Genomic DNA, 20054 nt, shown 5'->3' with positions numbered 1-20054 from the left:
TTAAGTGTTCTGTATTATTCAAATGGTGTCAAGAGGGGGTATCGATGAACGAACTGCGGACGATCCGCGCCAAGAGCGGAACCAACCAGGAAGGCACCAGCGCCCATAACCGGCGCGTCATCATCGAGGCCATCCGGCTGAACGGACCCCTGTCGCGCGCCGATCTTTCCCGCGCCACGCGACTGACCAAGCAGACCATCTCCAATCTCGTCGAAAGCCTCGAGGTGGACGGGCTCGTCGCGTCGGAGGAGGTGGTGCGCGGCGGGCGCGGCCAGCCCTCAACGCCCTATCGCCTTGTTCCGGAAGGCGCCTTTGCCCTCGGCGTGCAGATCGACCGGCACCTCACGCGCCTCGTCGCCGTCGACCTCATGGGGCGGGAAGTCGCCCGCGCCGTCGCCAACCTTCCGCCGGGCGGCCCGGTGGAGGGGTGCAAGCTGATCCTTCGCCTCATCGAGACCATGCGCAGCGACCTGGCACGGCGCATCCCCGAATCGACACACCGGCTTGCCGGGCTCGGCCTTGCAATGCCCGGGCCTTTCGGCCTTCCGCCGTCCGAGGACAATGCCTGGATGATGGCGCCGTGGCAGAGCTTCCCGCTCGTCGAAACGCTGGCCGCCGGCACGGGACTGGCCACAAGCCTGCAGAACGACGCCACCGCCTGCGCGACAGCCGAGCGGATGAACGGCTCGGCGGACGGCCTCGACCATGCCGTCTGCATCTATTTCGGCTACGGTATCGGGGCGGGGCTGATCCTCGGCGGGGAGCTCTATACGGGCAGCAACCGCAATGCCGGCGAGATCGGCATGGTGCTGTTCTCGCGCGGCGGCAGCCAGTCGCCGCTCGAACACCGCTCGTCGCTCGCTTCGCTGTTCCAGCATCTCGGCCTCGATTCGGCGACCACGGAGGCCTACGCTGAGGTCGAGCGGCGGACGCTTGCGGACGATCCGCGCATTCTCGACTGGCTGGCCGGCGCGGCGGCCGACATGCGCCAGGCCGTGCACACGGTCGAGACCATCTTCGATCCCCAGACCGTCATTCTCTCGGGCAGCGCACCGGAGCCGCTGGCAAAGCGGCTGTTCGATGCCATGTTCCCGCTCATCTCCTCCAACGCCGACCGACCTGACCGCACGCTGCCGCGCCTGCAGCTCGGCATGATCGGCCCGTGGGCGGTCGCGCTGGGTGCCGCGGCCGAGCCGATCCGCCGGGCTTTCGATCCCCGCTTCTCCGCGATCCTGAAAACGGCGTCCTGACGGCTGCCTGTTTCGTGGGCACTTCCCGTCCGCAACCTGGCCAAAACCGCTGCATCTGCAGTTTATTTGCACGAGCGTACCGGAATCGCCGAATCAGACCTTCCCTGCGTCCCAGCAAAACCCTACTCAGATATTACTCGCGCAACCCGCGAGCTTCCCCGCGTCATTGGGAGCCAACCGTGGCGCTCGCTGCCCCGCTTCGTGCGGGGCCTCTTTTTTTCCGCTGTCGAAAATCCCATCCGCTCAGGGGTGATGCAGCACGCTCATCCCGCCATCCACCGTCAGGCAGGTGGCGTTCATGAAGGGGCATTCGTCCGAAACCATGAAGAGCGCGGCTTTGGCGATCTCCTCCGGCGAGGCGATACGCCCGCCGGGATGAAGCTTCATCGTTTCAGCCTCTGCCGCGACGGGATCTGGAAAGCTGTTCCAGTATTCCACGGCCTTCTGCGTGCGCACATAGCCGGGCGCCAGCGCGTTCACACGAACGCCCTGCCCCGCATATTCGAGGCCGAGCGCCTTGGTCATGCCGAGCAGCGCGTGCTTGGCCACCGGATAGGGAAAAGTGTGCGGGATGATGGTGAAGGCGTGGGTCGAGGCGATGTTGAGAATGACCCCGCCCCCCTCTTCGATCATGCCCGGCAGAACGGCCTTGCTGCAATTCCAGGCGCCCTTGAGGTTGATGTCGAAGCAGCGCTGCCAGTCGGCATCCGAGAGCTTCAGCGGCTCGAAGAAGACATTGACCCCGGCATTGTTGACCAGCGCATTCGGCCGGCCAATCTCGGCTGTCGCAGCAGCCACCGCCCGCGCGATGGCATCGGCATCGGTGATGTCAGCCGCCGCATGGCCAACCTTGCCGCCAGCGGCACGAAGCCGGCCGGCTTCCGCGGCCAGCAGATCGCCGTCACGATCGATGAGGAAGAGACTTGCCCCCTCGGTAAGGAAGCATTCGGCGATGGCAAGGCCGATGCCCTGCGCCGCACCGGTGACGACGATCCGTTTTCCGTCAAGACGTCCAGCCATCTCCGCTCCCCCTACCATTCGGCGACGCTACCGTCTTCATGCCGCCACACGGGGTTGCGCCAGCGATGGCCCTCCTTTGCCCGTTCGATGACATAGGCCTCGTCCACCTCGACGCCGAGCCCGGGTCCCTGCGGGATCGAAACGAAACCGTCGGCATAGTGGAACACCTCCTTGTTGGAGATGTAGTCGAGGATGTCGTTGGCCTTGTTGTAGTGGATGCCGAGGCTCTGTTCCTGGATGAAGGCATTGTAGGAGACCGCATCCACCTGCAGGCAGGCGGCGAGCGCGATCGGGCCCAGCGGGCAATGCGGCGCCAGCGCCACGTCATAGGCTTCCGCCATCGCCGCGATCTTGCGGCATTCCGTGATGCCGCCGGCATGGGAAAGATCCGGCTGGAGGATGTCGACATAGCCGTCCGACAGGACCGACTTGAAGTCCCAGCGCGAATAGAGCCGTTCGCCCAGCGCGATCGGCGTCGAGCAATGGTTGGCGATCTCCTTCAAGGCCTCGCGGTTTTCCGAAAGCACAGGTTCCTCGATGAACATCAGATTATAGGGCTGGAGCTCCTTTGCGAGCACCTTGGCCATGGGCCGGTGCACGCGGCCATGGAAATCGACGCCGATACCGACATGCGGGCCGATCGCCTCGCGGATGATGGCGACGGTCTCCACCGCCTTTTCCACCTTGTCCCAGCTGTCGACGATCTGCATTTCCTCGCAGCCGTTGAGCTTGATCGCCTTGAAGCCGCGGGCGACGACCTCGCGGGCATTGTTGGCGACATCGGCGGGACGGTCGCCGCCGATCCAGCTGTAGACCTTGATCTTGTCGCGCACCTGGCCGCCGAGCAGAGCGTGAATGGGCTGGCCATAAGCTTTGCCCTTGATGTCCCAGAGCGCCTGGTCGATGCCGGCCAGCGCCGACATGTGCACCGACCCGCCGCGGTAGAAGCCGCCGCGATACATGACCTGCCAATGGTCTTCGATGAGCAGCGGGTCCTTGCCGACGAGGTAGTCGGAGAGCTCGTGCACCGCCGCCTCCACGGTCAGCGCGCGACCTTCCACGACGGGTTCGCCCCAGCCGACGATGCCCTCGTCCGTCTCCACCTTGAGGAAGAGCCAGCGAGGCGGAACGATATAGGTCGTGAGCTTGGTGATCTTCATGGGGACACTCGTCTGGAAACAGAAAGGGGATTGGATCAGGCGCCCGCAGGCGTCGGATGATTCTTGACGGCAATCGCCAGATCGCGCGCGGCAAGATCAAGCAGGCGGTGCGAACATTCACGCGCCGTCGCCTTGTCGCGCATGCGCAGCGCATCCACGAGGCGCTTGTGGACCTCCAGCGCTTCGTCCCGGGCATCCGCCGCTTCGGCGGAGGCATGCAGCGAGAATTCGAGCGCGGCCTGGATGATGCTGGCGAGCTGCATGAAAACCTGGTTGTGGCTGGCCTTGAGCAGCGCCGCATGGAAAGCGAAGTCCGCCTGCGAGAAGGCATCGAGATCGCTCTCCGCCTCGCGCATGCGTTCCCAGGCGCGCTCGATTTCCGCGACATCCTGCACCGTCGCGCGCTCGGCGGCGAGTTCGGCGGCAAAGGGCTCGATGGCACGGCGCGCGTCGAGCACGCAGGTGAGAAGATCGAATTCGAAGATGCGCGGGCCGATCCATTCCAGCACCTGCTGGTCGAGGATGTTCCACTCCTCCTTGGGGCAGACGATCGTGCCGACCCGGGAGCGGCCGCGCACCAGGCCCTTCGATTCGAGGATCTTCAGCGATTCGCGGATGACGGTGCGGCTGACGCCGTAGCGCAGGCACAGCTCGTTCTCGGTCGGCAGGAACCCGCCGACCGGGAAGATGTCGGCGCAGATATCCGAGGCAATCGCCCGCGTGATGTTCTTCTGCACCCGGGGACGCCGTACGCCGCCCTCGCCATCGGCCACGCCCGAGCGCCCGTCCTGTTCCTGCACGATCATTCTCCACCCCATTTCCGTCCGCGATGCATATCCCGTTTCGCGCCCGATGGCGACGGCCCGCTTCGCATCATCGCGACGTTACTATCATACACTGTTATTTAATTCATCATACAAACGCAATTGACGAATATGATGAAAGACACTACACCAAGGCACACTGCAGGCGCAGTTAACTTGGGAGAGAGACAATGGGCCTTATCAAAGCAGCCATCCTGGCTGGCACCGTCGCCGTATTCGCCGCAACCTCCGCCTTCGCTGCCGATGTGAAGATCGGCTTCATCGTGAAGCAGCCGGAAGAGCCGTGGTTCCAGGACGAATGGAAGTTCGCAGACGTCGCCGCCAAGGAGAAGGGCTTTACCCTCGTCAAGATCGGCGCGGAGGACGGCGAAAAGGTTCAGTCGGCCATCGACAATCTCGGCGCGCAGGGTGCCCAGGGCTTCATCATCTGCACGCCGGACGTGAAGCTTGGGCCCGGCATCGTCGCCAAGGCCGCCGCCAACGATCTCAAGCTGATGACCGTCGACGACCGCCTGGTCAATGCCGATGGCAGCCCGATCGAAGACGTGCCGCATATGGGCATCTCGGCCACCAAGATCGGTGAGGCCGTCGGCGAGACCATTGTCGCGGAAATCAAGAAGCGCGGCTGGGACATGAAGGACGTCGGCGCGATCCGCGTCTCCTACGACCAGCTGCCGACCGCCGTCGACCGTGTCGAAGGTGCGCTCTCCGTGCTGAAGGCCGCCGGCTTCCCGGAAGCCAACATCTTCGACGCCCCGCAGGCCAAGACCGACACGGAAGCGGCGCTCAACGCTTCGACCGTCGTGCTCAACAAGAATGCCGGCATCAAGCACTGGGTCGCCGTCGGCCTCAATGACGAAGCCGTGCTTGGCGCGGTGCGCGCCACCGAAAGCGTCGGCATTGCCGCCGACAGCATGATCGGCGTCGGCATCGGCGGTGCGGATTCGGCGATCAACGAGTTCAAGAAGCCCACGGCAACCGGCTTCTTCGGCACCGTGATCATCTCGCCGAAGCGTCACGGCTACGAGACCGCGCTCAACATGTTCGAGTGGGTCGCCAACGGCAAGGAACCGGAAAAGCTGACCCTGACGGCCGGCCAGGTCGCTCTGCGCGACAACTATGAGACCGTCCGCAAGGACCTTGGCATCGAATAATCATCCTCCCAAGATGATATCACCCCGGCGGCGCAGTTGAAGGCTTTTGGGCCGCCGGGCTTCTTTTCGGGGGTGGAGAGATGCAGGACTTCCTTCAATTCAACGCGATATCCAAGGGATATCCCGGCGTGCAGGCGCTCGCCGACGTCTCCTTCTCCGTGAAGAAGGGCGCCGTGCACGGCCTGATGGGCGAAAATGGCGCGGGAAAATCGACGCTTATCCGCGTTCTCTCGGGTGATCAGTCCGCCGATACCGGAGAGATCCTGATCGACGGCAAGGCGCAGCACTACCGCTCGGTGCGCGACGCCTTCGAAGCCGGCGTCATCGTCATTCACCAGGAACTGCAGCTCGTGCCCGAGCTGACAGTCGCCGAGAACCTCTGGCTCGGGCGCTTTCCCGGCAAGGCCGGCGTCATCGACCGCACGCGCCTCCTCGGCGTGGTGAAGGCGAAGCTCAAGGATATCGGCATCGACATCGATCCCGCCGCCAAGGTCGCGTCGCTGTCGATCGGCGAACGCCAGATGGTCGAGATCGCCAAGGCCGTGATGGCCGACGCGCGCGTCATCGCGCTCGACGAACCGACCTCTTCCCTCTCCTCGCGCGAAAGCGAAATCCTCTTCTCCCTCATCGACCGCCTTCGCGCGCAGGGCAAGGTCATCCTCTACGTCTCGCATCGCCTCGACGAGATTTTTCGCCTGTGCGACAGCCTCACGGTCTTGCGCGACGGCAAGCTGGCGGCCCATCACCCCGATATCGCCGCCGTGACGCGCGACCAGATCATTTCCGAGATGGTCGGCCGCGAGATCGCCAACATCTGGGGTTTTCGCCCCCGCGAGCGCGGCGCCGTGCGGCTGGAGGTTAAGGACCTCGCCGGGCGCAAGCTGCGTACGCCGATCAATTTCTCCGTGCGCCAGGGTGAAATCCTCGGCTTCTTCGGTCTCATCGGCGCCGGCCGCAGCGAAATGGCACGTCTCGTCTACGGCGCCGACAGCCGTTCGCAAGGCACGGTGGCCGTCGACGGCAGGGCCGTTGCACCGGACAGTCCACCGCAATCGATCCGCTCCGGCATCGTGCTCTGCCCGGAAGACCGCAAGTTCGACGGCATCGTGCAGGGCCGCAACATCGAGGAGAACATGGCGATCTCCTCGCGCCGGCACTTTTCCCCCTTCGGCATCCTCCAGCCGAAGAAGGAGGCCGAGCTTGCCGACCGCTTCATCGCCAAACTGCGCGTGCGCACGCCCTCCCGCAAACAGGAGATCGTCAACCTCTCGGGCGGCAACCAGCAGAAGGTCATTCTCGGCCGCTGGCTGTCGGAGCAAGGCGTCAAGGTCCTCATCATCGACGAACCGACACGCGGCATCGACGTCGGCGCCAAATCCGAGATCTACGAGATCCTCTACGAGCTCGCCGGCCAGGGCATGGCGATCATCGTCATCTCCAGCGAACTGCCCGAGGTGATGGGCATCACCGACCGCATCATGGTCATGTGCGAAGGCCGTGTCGCCGCGGACATCGAGCGGGCCGATTTCGACGAACGCCGCATCCTCGCCGCCGCCCTTCCCGATGTTCCCAACCAGCAGGTCAAGTCCCGATGACGTCCTTGAAAAAACTCCTCCTCGGCGAACAGGGTCTGGTCGTCATCTTCGCCGTCGCCTTCGCCATCGTGGCCCTGACGGTGCCCAACTTCCTGACCGAGCGCAACATGCTCGGCCTCTTGCAATCGGTGGTCACCATCGGCATCGTCGCCTGCACGATGATGTTCTGCCTCGCCTCGCGTGACTTCGACCTGTCGGTCGGCTCCACCGTCGCCTTTTCCGGCATGGTCGCCGTCATGGCGTCCAATGCCTCGGGGTCGATCCTCGTCGGCCTTATCGCCGCACTGATCTGCGGCGGCGCGGTTGGCCTCGTCAACGGCGTGGTGATCGCCCGCTTCCGCATCAACGCGCTGATCACGACGCTCGCCACCATGCAGATCGTACGCGGCTTCGCGCTGATCGCCTCGGACGGCCGCGCCGTCGGCATCAACGATCCGGGCTTCTACCAGCTCGCCCTGTCGAAATTCCTCGGCATCCCGACGCCGATCTGGGTCATGGCCGCCTTCTTCATCGTCTTCGGCTTCGTGCTGAACCGCACGGTCTTCGGCAAGAACACGCTGGCGATCGGCGGCAATCCCGAGGCCTCGCGCCTTGCCGGCGTCAACGTCTCGAACATGCGCATCTGGATCTTCGCACTGCAGGGCCTCGTCTGCGCGGTTGCCGGCGTGCTGCTGGCCTCGCGCATCACCTCCGGCCAGCCGAATGCCGCGACAGGCCTAGAACTCTCGGTCATCTCGGCCTGCGTGCTCGGCGGGGTGTCGCTTGCCGGCGGCCGGGCGGCCATGACGGGCGTCATCGTCGGCGTGCTGATCATGGGCATTGCGGAAAACGTCATGAACCTCCTCAACATCCAGGCGTTCTACCAGTATGTCGTGCGCGGCCTGATCCTCCTGCTCGCCGTTTTGCTCGACAACCTGCGCTCGGCCGCAGCCGGCCGGCGCACCTGACTGCACCTTCCGCAGCGCGGCAGTGCCGGGTTCATCCTTTGCAGGTCACTGTAGCCTGGGTGGCCGGGATCGAATTCCGGCCACCCCTGTCGCCCAGTCGCAGGAAACACCCTGTTTTGGGCAGCGGGGATATTGACTTTACCCGTCTTGTCGCTTTCCATGAAGACTTGCTAATTTCGGGTGGACAGGACCATGACCAGATTCGTAATAGCAAGGTGGACTTCGCTGGCAGCACTTCTGTCGGCATCCGTTTTACTGAGCGGCTGCGAGACGAGCGCAGGTAAACCGACAGTCTGTACCGTCAAGGGCAAGCAGGTGCCCTGCAAGGTCGCCAAGAAGGCACATATCGATACGTCAAGCGCCACGCGCGGGGCCAGGAATTATTGATCCTTTCTCTGAATGCGGGGCAGATCCGGTCTTCGGCCCGGTCGTCCGTTGCTGGCATGCGCTATTCCGACTGGGTCCTGCAGACCGCTGGCGATATCCACACCGCCCCCCTGCTTGAACTGGAACGGGAGGATGGACGCGACGTCATTCTACCGACGAGCCGCAAGCTTTTCGACCGCATCGCAACGCTGGCCGTTGCCGATTGCCTTGTCGGCGGCAGCGCCTTTCGCCGGCGGGTGATCCGCGAACTGCTGAACGCTGCCGTATTCACCAACTGGAACCCGACCCATTTCCTCGACACCGCGGAGATGACGACCGGCATGGCGCTCGGCCTTTGCTGGACGAGGCCGCTGTTGACCCGTGCCGACCATGACACGATCGCCACGGCCATCGCCACCAAGGGGCTTGCCCCAGGCCTTGCCGCCGCGGCAGCCGGGGCGTCCTGGATGACGGTCAGCAACAACTGGAATATCGTCTGCTGCACCGGCATGATCGCCGGTGCCGCCGCCATGGCCGACACGGACGCCACCCTCTCCGGGGACGTGCTGGCGTGTTTCCGGCCTGCCCTGCGACATGGACTGTCCGCCTTCGGCGCCGATGGCAGCTATGAGGAGGGGCCGGACTACTGGGAATATGCCACGCGCTACGCCGTGCTCGCCCACGCCCTTCTCGACGATCTCGGCCTTGCGACGGATATGCCGGACGCAATCACGCGCACCTGGCGATATGGCCGCGACCTCACCGGCCCCAGCGGCCGGGTGTTCAATTTCGGCGACGCGACGGAGCAGCCGCGCCGCGCGCCCGTGCTCGGCTGGCTCGCCGGCCGCGCGAGCGAACCGGCCGCAACGGCCTGGCAACACACCGCTCCCGGCGATCCGCACCCTTTCGACCTCCTGTGGTGCGCACCGGAGGCCGGGCCCCAGCCGGCCGATGACGCACCGACCGCCTACGAGCCGGCAGGTGTTGCGGTTCTGCGGACCGGCACGACCTGGCTCGCCCTGAAAGGCGGGCGCAACGACGTCAACCACGCCCATCTCGACCTCGGCACCTTCGTGCTGGAGATAGCCGGCCGGCGTTTCGCCAGCGAGCTCGGCCGGGAAAACTATGCCCTTCCCGGCTATTTCGAGCCCGCGCGTCGGTTCGACTATTTTCGCACGCAGACCGCGGCTCACAGCACCGTGCTGATCGACGGCGCACCGCAATCGACCACGGCCTTTGCAAGGCTCCTCGGTGTGGGACAGCGGGACGGCCGCCGCTTTGCCGCCTATGCCATGGGCGATGACGGCTGGCCGGTCGATTGGCGCCGAGGCGTGGCCCTTGACGGCGCCGACACCGCCTTCATCGTCGATGAGCTGGAGCAGGAGGGCGCCGCCACCCCGGCCGGCCTCTGGCAATTCTACAGCGAAGCCACCGTCGATCTCGATGGCGCCTGCGCCCGGCTCACCCTCGACGGCGTGACAGTGACGGCTGAGATCCTGGCACCGGTCGGCCTCGCCTGGTCGTTCGAGCCCGCCCCTTCCCCCATCGGCGAGAGCAGCAATGCCGCCTTCGGCCGGTTGTTTTTCCCCGTTCCTGCGGCCACCGGAACGCAATCGGTCGTCGTGCGTCTCGCCGCCGGCCAGCCGTCGCTATGGCGCCCCGCTGCCATTGCCGCTTGGCCGCTCGCCTCCTGATCCCTCACCCCGCTTTTTCCATTCGCCCTTCGTTGACAGCGCCGGGTCCCGGCAATAGCCTTCATCCAGAGGCGCTTTCAGGCCCGCCCCGGCGGGATCGAGGGGGAGGCGAAATGGGGATCTTCGGCTGGTTGCCGCAACGCGGCCCTAAGCCTGCCACACCGGACGAAGTGCCGGCGCAAACCCTCGCCATCTACGCCTCGCAACCGGCGCTCAGCACGATCATCGTTACGCTCATCGGCGTCGAGGCGGAGCAGATCGACGAGATCATCGACGTGACGGCTCGTCGCTTCGGCACGAAGCACAAGATCGTCTATCTCACCGACAGCCTCGACTTCATGCGGTTCCGCGACAGGAACGCCATCTTCGAATACCTGCCCTCCACCCTCGAACAGAAGCTGCACGCCGCCGAAATCTCCTGGAACGCCTATCTGGCCAAACGCTGGCGTCTCCTCATGTCGAAATGGCAGCCGGTGCATGTCATCAGCTACGGCCAGAACATCGACGCCTTCCTTGCCGCAGCCCCTGCAATGACGGCGCGGACCAATCGATGAGCACGGCGCTCGACGTCCTCTTCGTTGCGGATGTTCGCTTCGAGGGAGGGACGTCGACGGCACTCGCCGTGGAAATCCGTACCGCCGCACGCGCAGGCCTGCGCACAGGGTTGCTCGCCGTCAAAGGACCGCTGCTCGGTCTGCCCTTCCCCATGCACCCGGACCTGCGGCGCCTGATCGATGAAGGATTGACCGAGCGCATCGACCCCGACATGCGCCTCCACGCCCGCCTCGTGCTGATCCATCACCCGACGATCGTCGAGAACCGCCCGACGCGCCCGCTGTCGATCACCACGAATAAACTGCTGATCGTCCTGCACCACCCGATGTATGACGGAGACGGCCGCCGGCAGTACGACCTCGAACGCGTCGTTGCCCATGCCTGCGACGCCTTCGGCAGCGATGTGTTCCTGGCGCCGGTTAGCGCCGTCGTGCGCGACAGCCTTCCGCGCCGCCTGCCGCCCTATGCGCATATGCTGGAGGAGGACTGGGGCAATCTCATCGACCTTGACGACTGGGCAGCAAAACCGGCCCGAGAGCCCGCCTATCCCGTCGTCATCGGGCGACACTCACGCCCCGACCCGTTGAAGTGGCCGACCGCCGAGGACGTGCTGCTCGCCTACCCGGCCGACGGCGCACGGTTTCGCGTGCGCGCGCTCGGCGCCGATACTTTCCTCACTGAAAAATACGGCGCGATCCCGCCGAACTGGGAGCTGGTGCCCTTCACCTGGGACGGTGTTCCAGCCTTCCTCGGCACGCTCGATTTCTATGTCTACTTCCATGATCCGGCCTGGTCGGAGGCCTTCGGGCGGACGATCCTCGAAGCGCTCGCGACCGGTCTTGTCGTCATCCTGCCCCCGCATTTCGCGCTGCTGTTCGGAAAGGCAGCGATCTACGGCGAACCTCAAGATGTCGAGCGCCTCATCGATGGCTTCGTGAACGACCCGGAGCGCTACCGGTCGCAATGTATGCAGGCCCGCCGCTTCGTCGAAAACAACCACGACGCGGCGATCTATGCCGACCGTCTCAACCGCATCATGGGGACGCCGGAAGAGGCGAGCCCCCCCGGTGGCGAACTTTTCCCGGCCCTGCCGCAACGCAATGTGCTCTTTGCCTCCAGCAACGGCATCGGCGTCGGACACCTCACCCAGCAGCTCGCCGTCGCGCAGCGGCTGCCGTCGGGTCTGACACCGGTCTTCGCCACCATGTCCTATTCCATGAAGGCGGCCGTACAGCAGGGCTACCAGGCGCATTTCCTGCCGCATCACCGCATCCTCGATGCCGACCCCGAGGACTGGAACACCTGCCTTGCCGAGGAGCTGTTCGAACTCATCGCCCATCTGCGCCCCGCTGTCTTCGCCTATGATGCGACGGCGGTTTTCGAAGGCGTCACCCGGGCGCTCGGCGCGTTTCCCGATCTCTTCAAGATCTGGGTGCGGCGACCGCTCTGGCGGGAATCCCACCGGGTGTTCCTCGACTTCACCGACCATTTCGATGCGGTGATCGAACCCGGCGAGCTGGCGGAAACCTTCGATCACGGCCCAACCGCAGCCTGCCGCAGGGAAACCTTCCTCGTGCCGCCCGTCCTGCAGCTCGACCCGGCCGACCGCATGGCACGCGAAAGCGCGCGGGCCGCGCTGGGCCTGCCCGAAGGCATAACCGTCGTCGCCTTCCAGCTCGGCTCGGGCGCCAATTTCGACATGCGGGATGTTCGCAGCGCGCTGCTCGCCGAAGTGCTGCGCCGCCCCGACACGATCGCGCTCGAGATCCGCTCGCCGATCACGCCCGACGCCGCCGACCTCGAAAGGCTGGGCGAGCGGCACCGGGTGGTCGAGCTCTTCCCGAGCTTCCGCTTCAGCAACGCCTTCGACGCGGCGATCACCGCGGCCGGCTACAACACCTTTCACGAACAGGTGCTCGGCGCCGTCCCGACACTGTTCGTGCCCAACGAAGCCGACGAGATGGACCTGCAGGCAAGCCGCGCCCGCTGGGCGGAACTCACCGGCCGCGGCTGGCTGATGCGCCGCGACTACGACCTCGGCTTTGCCGCGGCCCATGTCGAGCGCCTGCTGGATCCGGTGGAACGAGAGAGCGTGGTGCGCCGCTGCCGGTCTATCACCTGGACGAACGGCGCCCGCGACATCGCCCGTTACGTGGAGGACCATGCCCGGATCGTCCGGACCGACTGGGACATCACCAAGCTCGACAGCCTGTGAGGACGACGGTGGCCTCGCCAACCTGCAACATCTGCGGCAGTCCGGTCTTCGGGGATACCTATGGCGAGAAGGACAGCGCCTTCCTGCGCCGAAACGTGCGCTGCGAGGGCTGCGGTTCGCTGGAGCGTCACCGGCTGATCTTCGAGGTGCTGCGCCTGCGCGGCCTCCTGTCGGGAAATCGCCGCATCCTGCACCTCGCTCCCGAAGAGTGCCTCGCCACCCCCTTTCGAAACCGCTTCGGCAGCAGCTATCTCAGCGCCGACATCGACCCCGGCCAATTCCCTTTCGCCGTCACCCGTCTCGATCTCTGCCGCGATCTTCCAACCCTTGCCCCGGCTTCCTTCGATATCGTGCTGCACAACCATGTGCTCGAACACGTCGCCTGCGACTATCGCGCCGTCGCCGCCGGCCTCCACCGTTTAGTGAAACCCGGCGGCCTGCATATTTTCAGCATCCCCTTCCTCGAAGGCGGGTTCCGCGAGGCGCTGGAGGGGCACACCGAGGCCGAGCGCACAGCACGCTTCGGTCAGTCGGATCACATGCGCATCTTCTCCCCGGAGGATCTCGCCGATACGCTCGGCGCGGTCCTGCCGCTGCCAGCGGACTACGACGCGACCCGCCTCGTTCCCGCAGAACGGCTTCTCGCCATCAACGTCCCGGAAACGGCCTGGCGCGGCTTCAACAACAGTGCCGTCTTCTTCATCGAAAGGCTGGAGGATCGGCCGATCCTCGATGAGCGGGCGGCAACGGCGCAGCCGACAAGCCCTGTCCCTCTCTCTGACCGTCCCGACGGCATCCTGTTCGTCTCGGCGAACGGCATCGGCCAGGGCCATCTCACTCGCCAGCTTGCGATCGCAAGACGGCTGAAACACCGCCCGGCCGCCTTCCTGACCATGAGCTACAGCGCAGGCATCGTGCGCGATCTCGGCTTTCCCGTGCATTTCGTGCCGCATCATGGGCTGACCGGCGAGGAGCCCGCCGCCTGGAACGACCGGCTCGCCGCGGAAATCGGTCTGCTGCTCGAAGCCCATCACGCCACCACCCTCGTCTACGACGTCAATTTCGTCTTTGACGGCGTCATCCAGGCCCTCGGCCATCATCCCGGCGTGCAGGCCATCTGGATCCGGCGCGGAATGTGGCCGGCACACCATGAAACCTATATCGGTGCCGGCGCGCATTTCCCCATCATCATCGAACCGGACGACTATGCCGGCGAATACGATGGCGGGCCGACCGCCGCCGACCGAGCAAAGACCCGGCTGGTGCCTCCGATGCTGCTGATCGACCCGTCGGAGCGCCTGGCACGTGATGCGGCGCGACAAACACTCGGCCTGCCACAGACAGCCACCGTCATCCTTCTCGACCTCTCCCGTTCCGCCAATCCCGATCTCATGCGTCTTCACACCCGGCTGCTGGACGACCTCCTTGCGAGGGCCGACCTGCATGTGCTGGAACTACAATCCCCCCTGACCGGAAAGACCGCGCCCCGCCATCCCGAACGCCACCACCGGCTCATGCGCCACCCCGCCTATGCCGTAAGCCGCGCCTGGGACGCCGCGATCGTGCGGGCAGGCTACAACACGTTCCATGAGAACATTGCAGGTGGCATTCCCACCCTCTTCGCGCCGGACGAAAGCCCGGACATGGACCGGCAGGTCGATCGCGCACGCTGGGCCGAGAGCCGCGGTGCCGCCTTGCTGCATCGCGTTGCGGACGACGAGGCGCACCTCTCCGCCGCCCTCGGCAGACTGCTTCGTGCCGACGTGCAAGCTAATTTGGCAACGACGTGCGCAGGCATCGCCGAGGCCGGAGATGGCTGGCGGAACGGCGCTGAAACGCTGGCGCGCATGCTGGAAGGCAGTTTTGAGGACAGGGACGCAGAATAACGCCGGGCTGCATCCCGTCTTGTCCAGTATCGGGCCGGAGGACTATGCTAGCCTCCTGCCAGGATCTTCATGGGGTGGCGATGCTCATGCAAAGATTGTGTCTTCTTCTCGTTCTGTTTTTCTCGATGGCGACCGCGGCGTTCGCCGCCGCAGACAACCGCGTCGCGCTGGTGATCGGCAACGGCAAATATACCGATCTTCCGCGCCTGCCCAATGCGCAGAGCGACGCCAAGCTGATGGAGAAGGCGCTCTCCGCCGCCGGCTTCAAGATCGTCTCGGTCATCGACGGCGACCGCCAGCAGATGGTTCGCGCGCTGAAGAGCCTGACCGAGGCGCTGACGCCGGAAACCAATCTCGTCGTCTACTATGCCGGCCACGGCATCCAGTTCGCCGACGAGAACTACCTGATCCCGACGGACAGCCAGCTCACCTCCTCTTCCGACCTGCCGCTCGAAGCCTTCAGCCTGAAGATGATCACCGAGCAGATCGAGCGCGCCCGCCCACGCATCGCCGTGTTCATCGTCGATGCCTGCCGCAACAATCCGCTGGAGACCAACCGCTCGGCGGGCACGGCGGCCAATGACGGCGCAACACGCGGCCTTGCGCGTGCCACCGGGCCGCTGGGCACCTTCATCGCCTTCGCCACCGCACCGGGAAAGGTCGCGACGGACGGCACGAAGGGTAACAGTCCCTTCACGCGGGCACTCGCCGACTTCATCACCGCGCCGGGCCTGCCCATCGAGCAGGTCTTCAAGCGGGTGCGCGAGCGGGTTGTCGAGGAGACCGGCGGCGAACAGGTACCGTGGGACAATTCCTCGCTGACCAAGGACTTCTTCTTCACCGACGCCCTGCCGGAAGTACCGAAGTTCTCCGCGGAAGCAACCAAGGATGCCGAAGCCTGGCAGGCAGCCGTCGACGGCGACACGACCAAAAGCTACCAATCCTACCTCGCCGCCTTCCCCCAGGGCCTCTTTGCCGACATCGCCGAAATGCGCGTCGATACGCTGGCCGAAGCGAACAAGCCGAAGGAGGAGAAGGAACAGGAGGTTGCGGCTCTGCCGGTCGATCGCAGCATCAATGCGGCCGAGGACCTTCTGATGTGGAACGGCATCCAGGCGAACGGCACCGCCGACCAGTATCGCGGCTATCTCGAAAAATTCCCCGAGGGCGTCTTCGCCAAGCTCGCCCGGCTGCGGCTGGAAGATGCGACGAAAGGCTCCGACGAGACCGTGCCGGCGATCTCCGGCCGCGTCACGGCGAATTACGAGGAATTCGCCCAGAACCCGCTCTACCCCGAGATCACCGATTGCGACCGCGAGGCCGGCCATGTGCAGGAGATCGCCGACCCCGCCGTCGGTGTCTATTTCAAGCAGATCAAGCCGGAAACTGCGGTGCCGGCCTGCATGACGGCGCTCAAGCAGTTTCCCGACAGCCTGCGCATCCTCATGAACTACGGCCGCGCCATCGATGCCGCCGGCCGGCATGACGAGGCCCGGGAAATCTACCGGACCGGCGCCGGTGCCGGCTTTCCGATCGCCTATCGTTCGCTGGGCGACGTCTATCGCGACGGCCGCGGCATCGAGAAGAACCTGACGGAAGCCCGCTACTGGTATGTGCTGGGGGCGGCGAAGAAGAACGTCTTCGCCGAGTTCAACCTTGCCTTGATCTACGAGAACGGTCTCGGCGTGACGGCCGATCCGCAGAAGGCGGCCTACTGGCTCTGGCGGGCGGCAAAACAGGGATTCGCGCCCGCCATGGAGAAGCTCTCGGCCTATTATCTCGACGGCAAGGCCGTGCCGAAGGACGTCGCCCAGGCGGAGATCCTGCTGACGGGCGCCGCAGAAATGGGCCATATCTATGCCGAGCTCCGGCTCGGGGACCTCTATCTCGACGGCAGCGCCCTGAAAAAGAACCCCGCCGCCGGCGCCGAATGGGTCGGCAAAGCGGCAAGACAGGGCTACAACGAGGCACAGTTCCGGCTTGCCACGCTCTATCTCGACGGCACCGGCCTCAAGAAAGATGCCGGGCAGGCACTCAACTGGTTCACGCTGGCAAAGGCCAACGGCGTCGAACGGGCCGGCGAAATGGTGGCGGCGCTCGGCGAAAAGCTCGGAGGAAAGGCCGTCAGGAAGGCTGAAAAATTCGCGGCCGGCTTCCAGCCCACGGCCGTCAAATAGGCCCGACTGCGGCCGGTCCGAGGCAATAGCGGGTCCGCATCGTGCGCGCATCCCGCCCGTCGATACGGACCACACCGCGCTCGGCCAGCGCGTTCAATTCCCTCAGCACGAGGGCGTGGGCAAGGCTGAGGCGGTAGGCGAACGTGCGGCTGTCGCTCGCGACGCCCATGCGAGCGGCCGCGACGAGCGCGGCCTGGATGCCTGTCAGCCGAGGATCCTCGCCCTGCACGCGGGCGACAAGCGCCAGGAAGTCCCCGGCCTCCCTCACCTCGCCGCTCACGCGGCCTCGCGCCTGCGGAAGGAGACCATGATCGACTTGGAGGTTGGCGTGTCGCTTTCCTCCCCGGCGCTGGAGAGCGGCACCAGCACATTCAGCTCCGGATAGTAGCCCGCGATGCTGCCGCGCGGCACGTCATAGGGCACGAAGCGGAAATCGCGCGCCACGCGTTCGATCCCGTCGTTGTGAGCGCCGACGACGTCCACCCGGTCGCCGGCTTCCGCCTCCATGGCCTTCAGGTCCTCGGGATGGATGAAGATGACCTGCCGTTCGCCGTAGACGCCGCGGTAGCGGTCGTCGAGGCCGTAGACGGTCGTATTGTACTGGTCGTGCGAGCGGAACGTCTGCAGCGCGAAGCGCCCGCCGGCCTTGCGCGCCCGTTGGTGCACCGTCTCCTCCGGCAGCGGGCCGGAGAAGAAGGAGGCCTTGCCGGCAGGCGTATCCCATTCCCGGTGCGACGCCGCATTGCGCAGGAGGAAGCCGCGCGGCTTGCGCAGGCGCGTGTTGTAATCCGTAAAACCCGGAATGGTCGCCTCGATATGGTCGCGGATGCGGTCATAGTCTTCCGCAAGCGCACTCCAGCGCACGATGCCGCTGCCGACCGTCGCTTCGGCGATGCCGGCGATGATCGCCACTTCCGATTTCAGATGCGGCGAGGCGGGCCGGTTGATACCGGCCGAGCCATGCACCATGCTCATCGAATCCTCGACGCTGATCAGCTGGGAATTGCCGTTGGGCGCAAGGTCCATCTCGGTGCGGCCAAGGCAGGGCAGGATGAAGGACACCTCTCCCGGCATCAGGTGCGAGTGGTTGGGCTTCGTGGCGATGTTCACCGTCAGCTTGAGCCGGCGCAGCGCCGTTTCCACCAGCGTGCTATCCGGCGTCGCGCGGGCGAAATTGCCGCCGAGGCCGATGAAGGCCTCCGCCGAGCCATCCAGCATGGCACCGATTGCCGACAGCACATTGTGCCCGTGTTGGCGCGGTGGAGAAAAGCCGAACTCCCGCTCCAGCGCATCGAGGAAAGCTTCCGGCGGCTTCTCGTTGATGCCGACCGTGCGGTCGCCCTGCACGTTGGAATGACCGCGCACCGGGCAGAGACCTGCTCCCGGCCGGCCGATATTGCCGCGCAGGAACATGAAGTTGGCGATCTCGCGGATCGTCGCGACGGAATGCACATGCTGCGTCACGCCCATCGCCCAGGTGCAGATGACGCGCTCGGCCTGCATGTAGACCGCCGCCGCACGTTCGATCTCGGCCCGTGTCAGGCCGGACTGATCCTCGATCTCGGACCAGCCGGTCGCCTCGACCGCGGCACGATAGGCGGAAAAATCCACGCAATGTTCGGCAAGGAAAGCATGGTCGAGCACCGGCGGCAGGCCCGCCGCAACCGCCGCGTCCTCCGCTGCAAGCACCGCCTTCGCCATGCCGCGCACGGCCGCCATGTCACCGCCGAGCTGCGGCTGGAAATAGTGGCTGGCAATGTCGGTCGAGCCGCCGCGCAGCATCTCGATCTTGTCCTGCGGATCGGAGAAACGCTCCAGGCCCCGCTCGCGGATCGGATTGAAGACGACGATGCGCGCGCCGCGCAGGGCCGCCCGGCGCAGGTCCCCCAGCATGCGCGGATGATTGGTCCCGGGGTTCTGGCCGATCACGAAGATCGCGTCCGCCGCCTCGAAATCCTCGAGCAACACCGTTCCCTTGCCGACGCCGATCGCCTGGCGCAGCGCAACGCCGCTCGCCTCGTGGCACATGTTCGAGCAATCGGGAAAATTGTTCGTGCCGTAGAGGCGGACGAAGAGCTGATAGAGATAGGCCGCTTCGTTGCTGGCGCGGCCGGAAGTGTAGAACTCCGCACGATCAGGATTGTCGAGGCTCTTCAGGATGTTGCCGATTTCTGTGAAAGCATCGTCCCAGGCGACCGGCAGATAGCGGTCGCTCGCCGCGTCATAGCGCATCGGATGGGTGAGGCGGCCATGGAGTTCCAGCTCGTAGTCGCTCAGCTTGCGCAGGTCCGAGACCGTATGGGCGGCGAAGAAGGCGGGCGTGGCCCGCTTTTCCGTCGCCTCCCAGGCAACCGCCTTCACGCCGTTCTCGCAGAATTCGAAGGAAGAGCCGTGCTCGGGATCCCCCCAGGCACAGCCCGGGCAATCGAACCCGTCCGGCTGGTTCGCCTTCAGCATGGCCCTGGCGCCCGACAGCGGCGTGCCGCTTTCAAGCAGTCGCTTGCCACAGCTTTTCAACGCCCCCCAGCCACCGGCCGCGGAGGATTTCTTTCCGATAAAACGAGTATCCATAAATCAGGTATTTGCCATTCGTCAGGATTGATCAAGGGGCCAGTTCGAATGGCTTGATAGGGAATTCCTATCGCCATCGGCCACACAAAATCTGGCAGTTTGCCTGAATCACGGCGATTGACTACCAATCCTCTAAGGGGATCACCGAACCGGAGGCGTGGCCTTGGACTATCTCGTCAATCTCTCGCGTCTTGATCCCGACCCGGCGCTCGATGCCCGGATGACGCAGGCCGGCGTGACGATCCGCAGGGCCCTTGCGCCCGAAGCCAGGCTCGTCACCGACTGGGTGGCGGATACGTTCGGCAATGGCTGGGCCAGCGAGACCGCGGTCGCGCTGACGCGCCAGCCACCCACCGTCTTCATCGCAACCCGCGAGCGCCGGCTCGTCGGTTTCGCCTGTCATGAAGCGATCGCCCGCGGCTTTTTCGGGCCGACGGGGGTGGAAGCGGACGCGCGCGGGCTCGGCATCGGCCACGCCCTGTTGCTTGCCAGCCTCTTCGACCTGAAGGCGATGGGATACGGCTATGCGATCATCGGCGATGTCGGACCTTCGGCCTTCTACGAGAAGACGGTCAATGCCATGCCGATCCCGGACTCGGCGCCCGGTATCTATGCCGGCATGCTGCCGGTCCAGGGATGA

The 20054-nt window shown here is 65.2% G+C and carries 15 protein-coding genes; 10 read left to right on the top strand and 5 right to left on the bottom strand.

Annotated features, from left to right (window positions below):
• The first annotated feature begins 44 nt into the window (after positions 1–44).
• Positions 45–1250: an ROK family transcriptional regulator gene (locus AKG11_RS17825; protein WP_050744845.1), complete on the top strand. Its 1206-nt coding sequence runs from the start codon at positions 45–47 to the stop codon at positions 1248–1250.
• A 243-nt stretch (positions 1251–1493) separates the two neighbouring features.
• Here the strand turns inward: AKG11_RS17825 and AKG11_RS17820 are convergent, their stop codons facing one another.
• The 3 genes from AKG11_RS17820 to AKG11_RS17810 are packed head-to-tail and all read right to left on the bottom strand — an operon-like array spanning position 1494 to position 4236.
• Entirely contained in the window at positions 1494–2270 is a 777-nt protein-coding gene (locus tag AKG11_RS17820; RefSeq protein ID WP_050744844.1) for an SDR family oxidoreductase, read from the bottom strand.
• Between the two features lie 11 nt (positions 2271–2281).
• Entirely contained in the window at positions 2282–3430 is a 1149-nt protein-coding gene (gene dgoD / locus AKG11_RS17815) for a galactonate dehydratase (protein ID WP_050744843.1), read from the bottom strand.
• Positions 3431–3465: 35 nt separating this feature from the next.
• A complete protein-coding gene (locus AKG11_RS17810) occupies positions 3466–4236 on the bottom strand; it encodes a FadR/GntR family transcriptional regulator (protein ID WP_050744842.1) in 771 nt (256 codons plus the stop codon).
• Between the two features lie 188 nt (positions 4237–4424).
• Here AKG11_RS17810 and AKG11_RS17805 point away from each other — a divergent pair, with 188 nt between their 5' ends.
• The 8 genes from AKG11_RS17805 (at position 4425) to AKG11_RS17770 (ending at position 16843) form a co-directional block, all read left to right on the top strand.
• The gene (locus AKG11_RS17805) at positions 4425–5408 is read left to right on the top strand and encodes an arabinose ABC transporter substrate-binding protein (RefSeq protein ID WP_024271371.1); all 984 of its coding nucleotides are present in this window, start codon (positions 4425–4427) and stop codon (positions 5406–5408) included.
• An 80-nt stretch (positions 5409–5488) separates the two neighbouring features.
• Entirely contained in the window at positions 5489–7003 is a 1515-nt protein-coding gene (araG, locus tag AKG11_RS17800; protein WP_050744841.1) for an L-arabinose ABC transporter ATP-binding protein AraG, read from the top strand.
• Positions 7000–7950 (top strand): L-arabinose ABC transporter permease AraH, encoded by a 951-nt coding sequence (gene araH, locus AKG11_RS17795; RefSeq protein WP_023514737.1) that lies wholly within the window; start codon positions 7000–7002, stop codon positions 7948–7950. The genes araG and araH overlap by 4 nt, the downstream gene beginning before the upstream one ends.
• A gap of 443 nt (positions 7951–8393) precedes the next feature.
• Positions 8394–10010, top strand: coding sequence for a heparinase II/III domain-containing protein (locus AKG11_RS17790; RefSeq protein WP_050744840.1), 1617 nt, complete (start codon positions 8394–8396; stop codon positions 10008–10010).
• Between the two features lie 113 nt (positions 10011–10123).
• Entirely contained in the window at positions 10124–10564 is a 441-nt protein-coding gene (locus AKG11_RS17785; RefSeq protein WP_050744839.1) for a hypothetical protein, read from the top strand.
• On the top strand, positions 10561–12780 hold the full coding sequence (locus tag AKG11_RS17780) for a glycosyltransferase (RefSeq protein WP_050744838.1): 2220 nt from the start codon (positions 10561–10563) through the stop codon (positions 12778–12780). The genes AKG11_RS17785 and AKG11_RS17780 overlap by 4 nt, the downstream gene beginning before the upstream one ends.
• Before the next feature lie 8 nt (positions 12781–12788).
• Positions 12789–14666 (top strand): methyltransferase domain-containing protein, encoded by a 1878-nt coding sequence (locus AKG11_RS17775; protein WP_050744837.1) that lies wholly within the window; start codon positions 12789–12791, stop codon positions 14664–14666.
• Positions 14667–14752: 86 nt separating this feature from the next.
• Entirely contained in the window at positions 14753–16843 is a 2091-nt protein-coding gene (locus tag AKG11_RS17770) for a caspase family protein (RefSeq protein WP_197283992.1), read from the top strand.
• Here the strand turns inward: AKG11_RS17770 and AKG11_RS17765 are convergent.
• Both AKG11_RS17765 and AKG11_RS17760 read right to left on the bottom strand, forming a co-directional pair.
• The gene (locus tag AKG11_RS17765) at positions 16836–17123 is read right to left on the bottom strand and encodes a hypothetical protein (protein WP_050744835.1); all 288 of its coding nucleotides are present in this window, start codon (positions 17121–17123) and stop codon (positions 16836–16838) included. The genes AKG11_RS17770 and AKG11_RS17765 overlap by 8 nt on opposite strands.
• Positions 17120–19414: an FdhF/YdeP family oxidoreductase gene (locus AKG11_RS17760; protein ID WP_050744834.1), complete on the bottom strand. Its 2295-nt coding sequence runs from the start codon at positions 19412–19414 to the stop codon at positions 17120–17122. The genes AKG11_RS17765 and AKG11_RS17760 overlap by 4 nt, the downstream gene beginning before the upstream one ends.
• Before the next feature lie 163 nt (positions 19415–19577).
• Between AKG11_RS17760 and AKG11_RS17755 the strand changes: the two genes are divergently transcribed.
• Positions 19578–20054 (top strand): GNAT family N-acetyltransferase, encoded by a 477-nt coding sequence (locus AKG11_RS17755; RefSeq protein ID WP_050744833.1) that lies wholly within the window; start codon positions 19578–19580, stop codon positions 20052–20054.

This window comes from Shinella sp. SUS2 (genome assembly GCF_001262505.1).
GTDB lineage: Bacteria > Pseudomonadota > Alphaproteobacteria > Rhizobiales > Rhizobiaceae > Shinella.
Note: the sequence above shows the minus strand (reverse complement) of the source record. Positions and strands in the feature narration are given on the sequence as shown.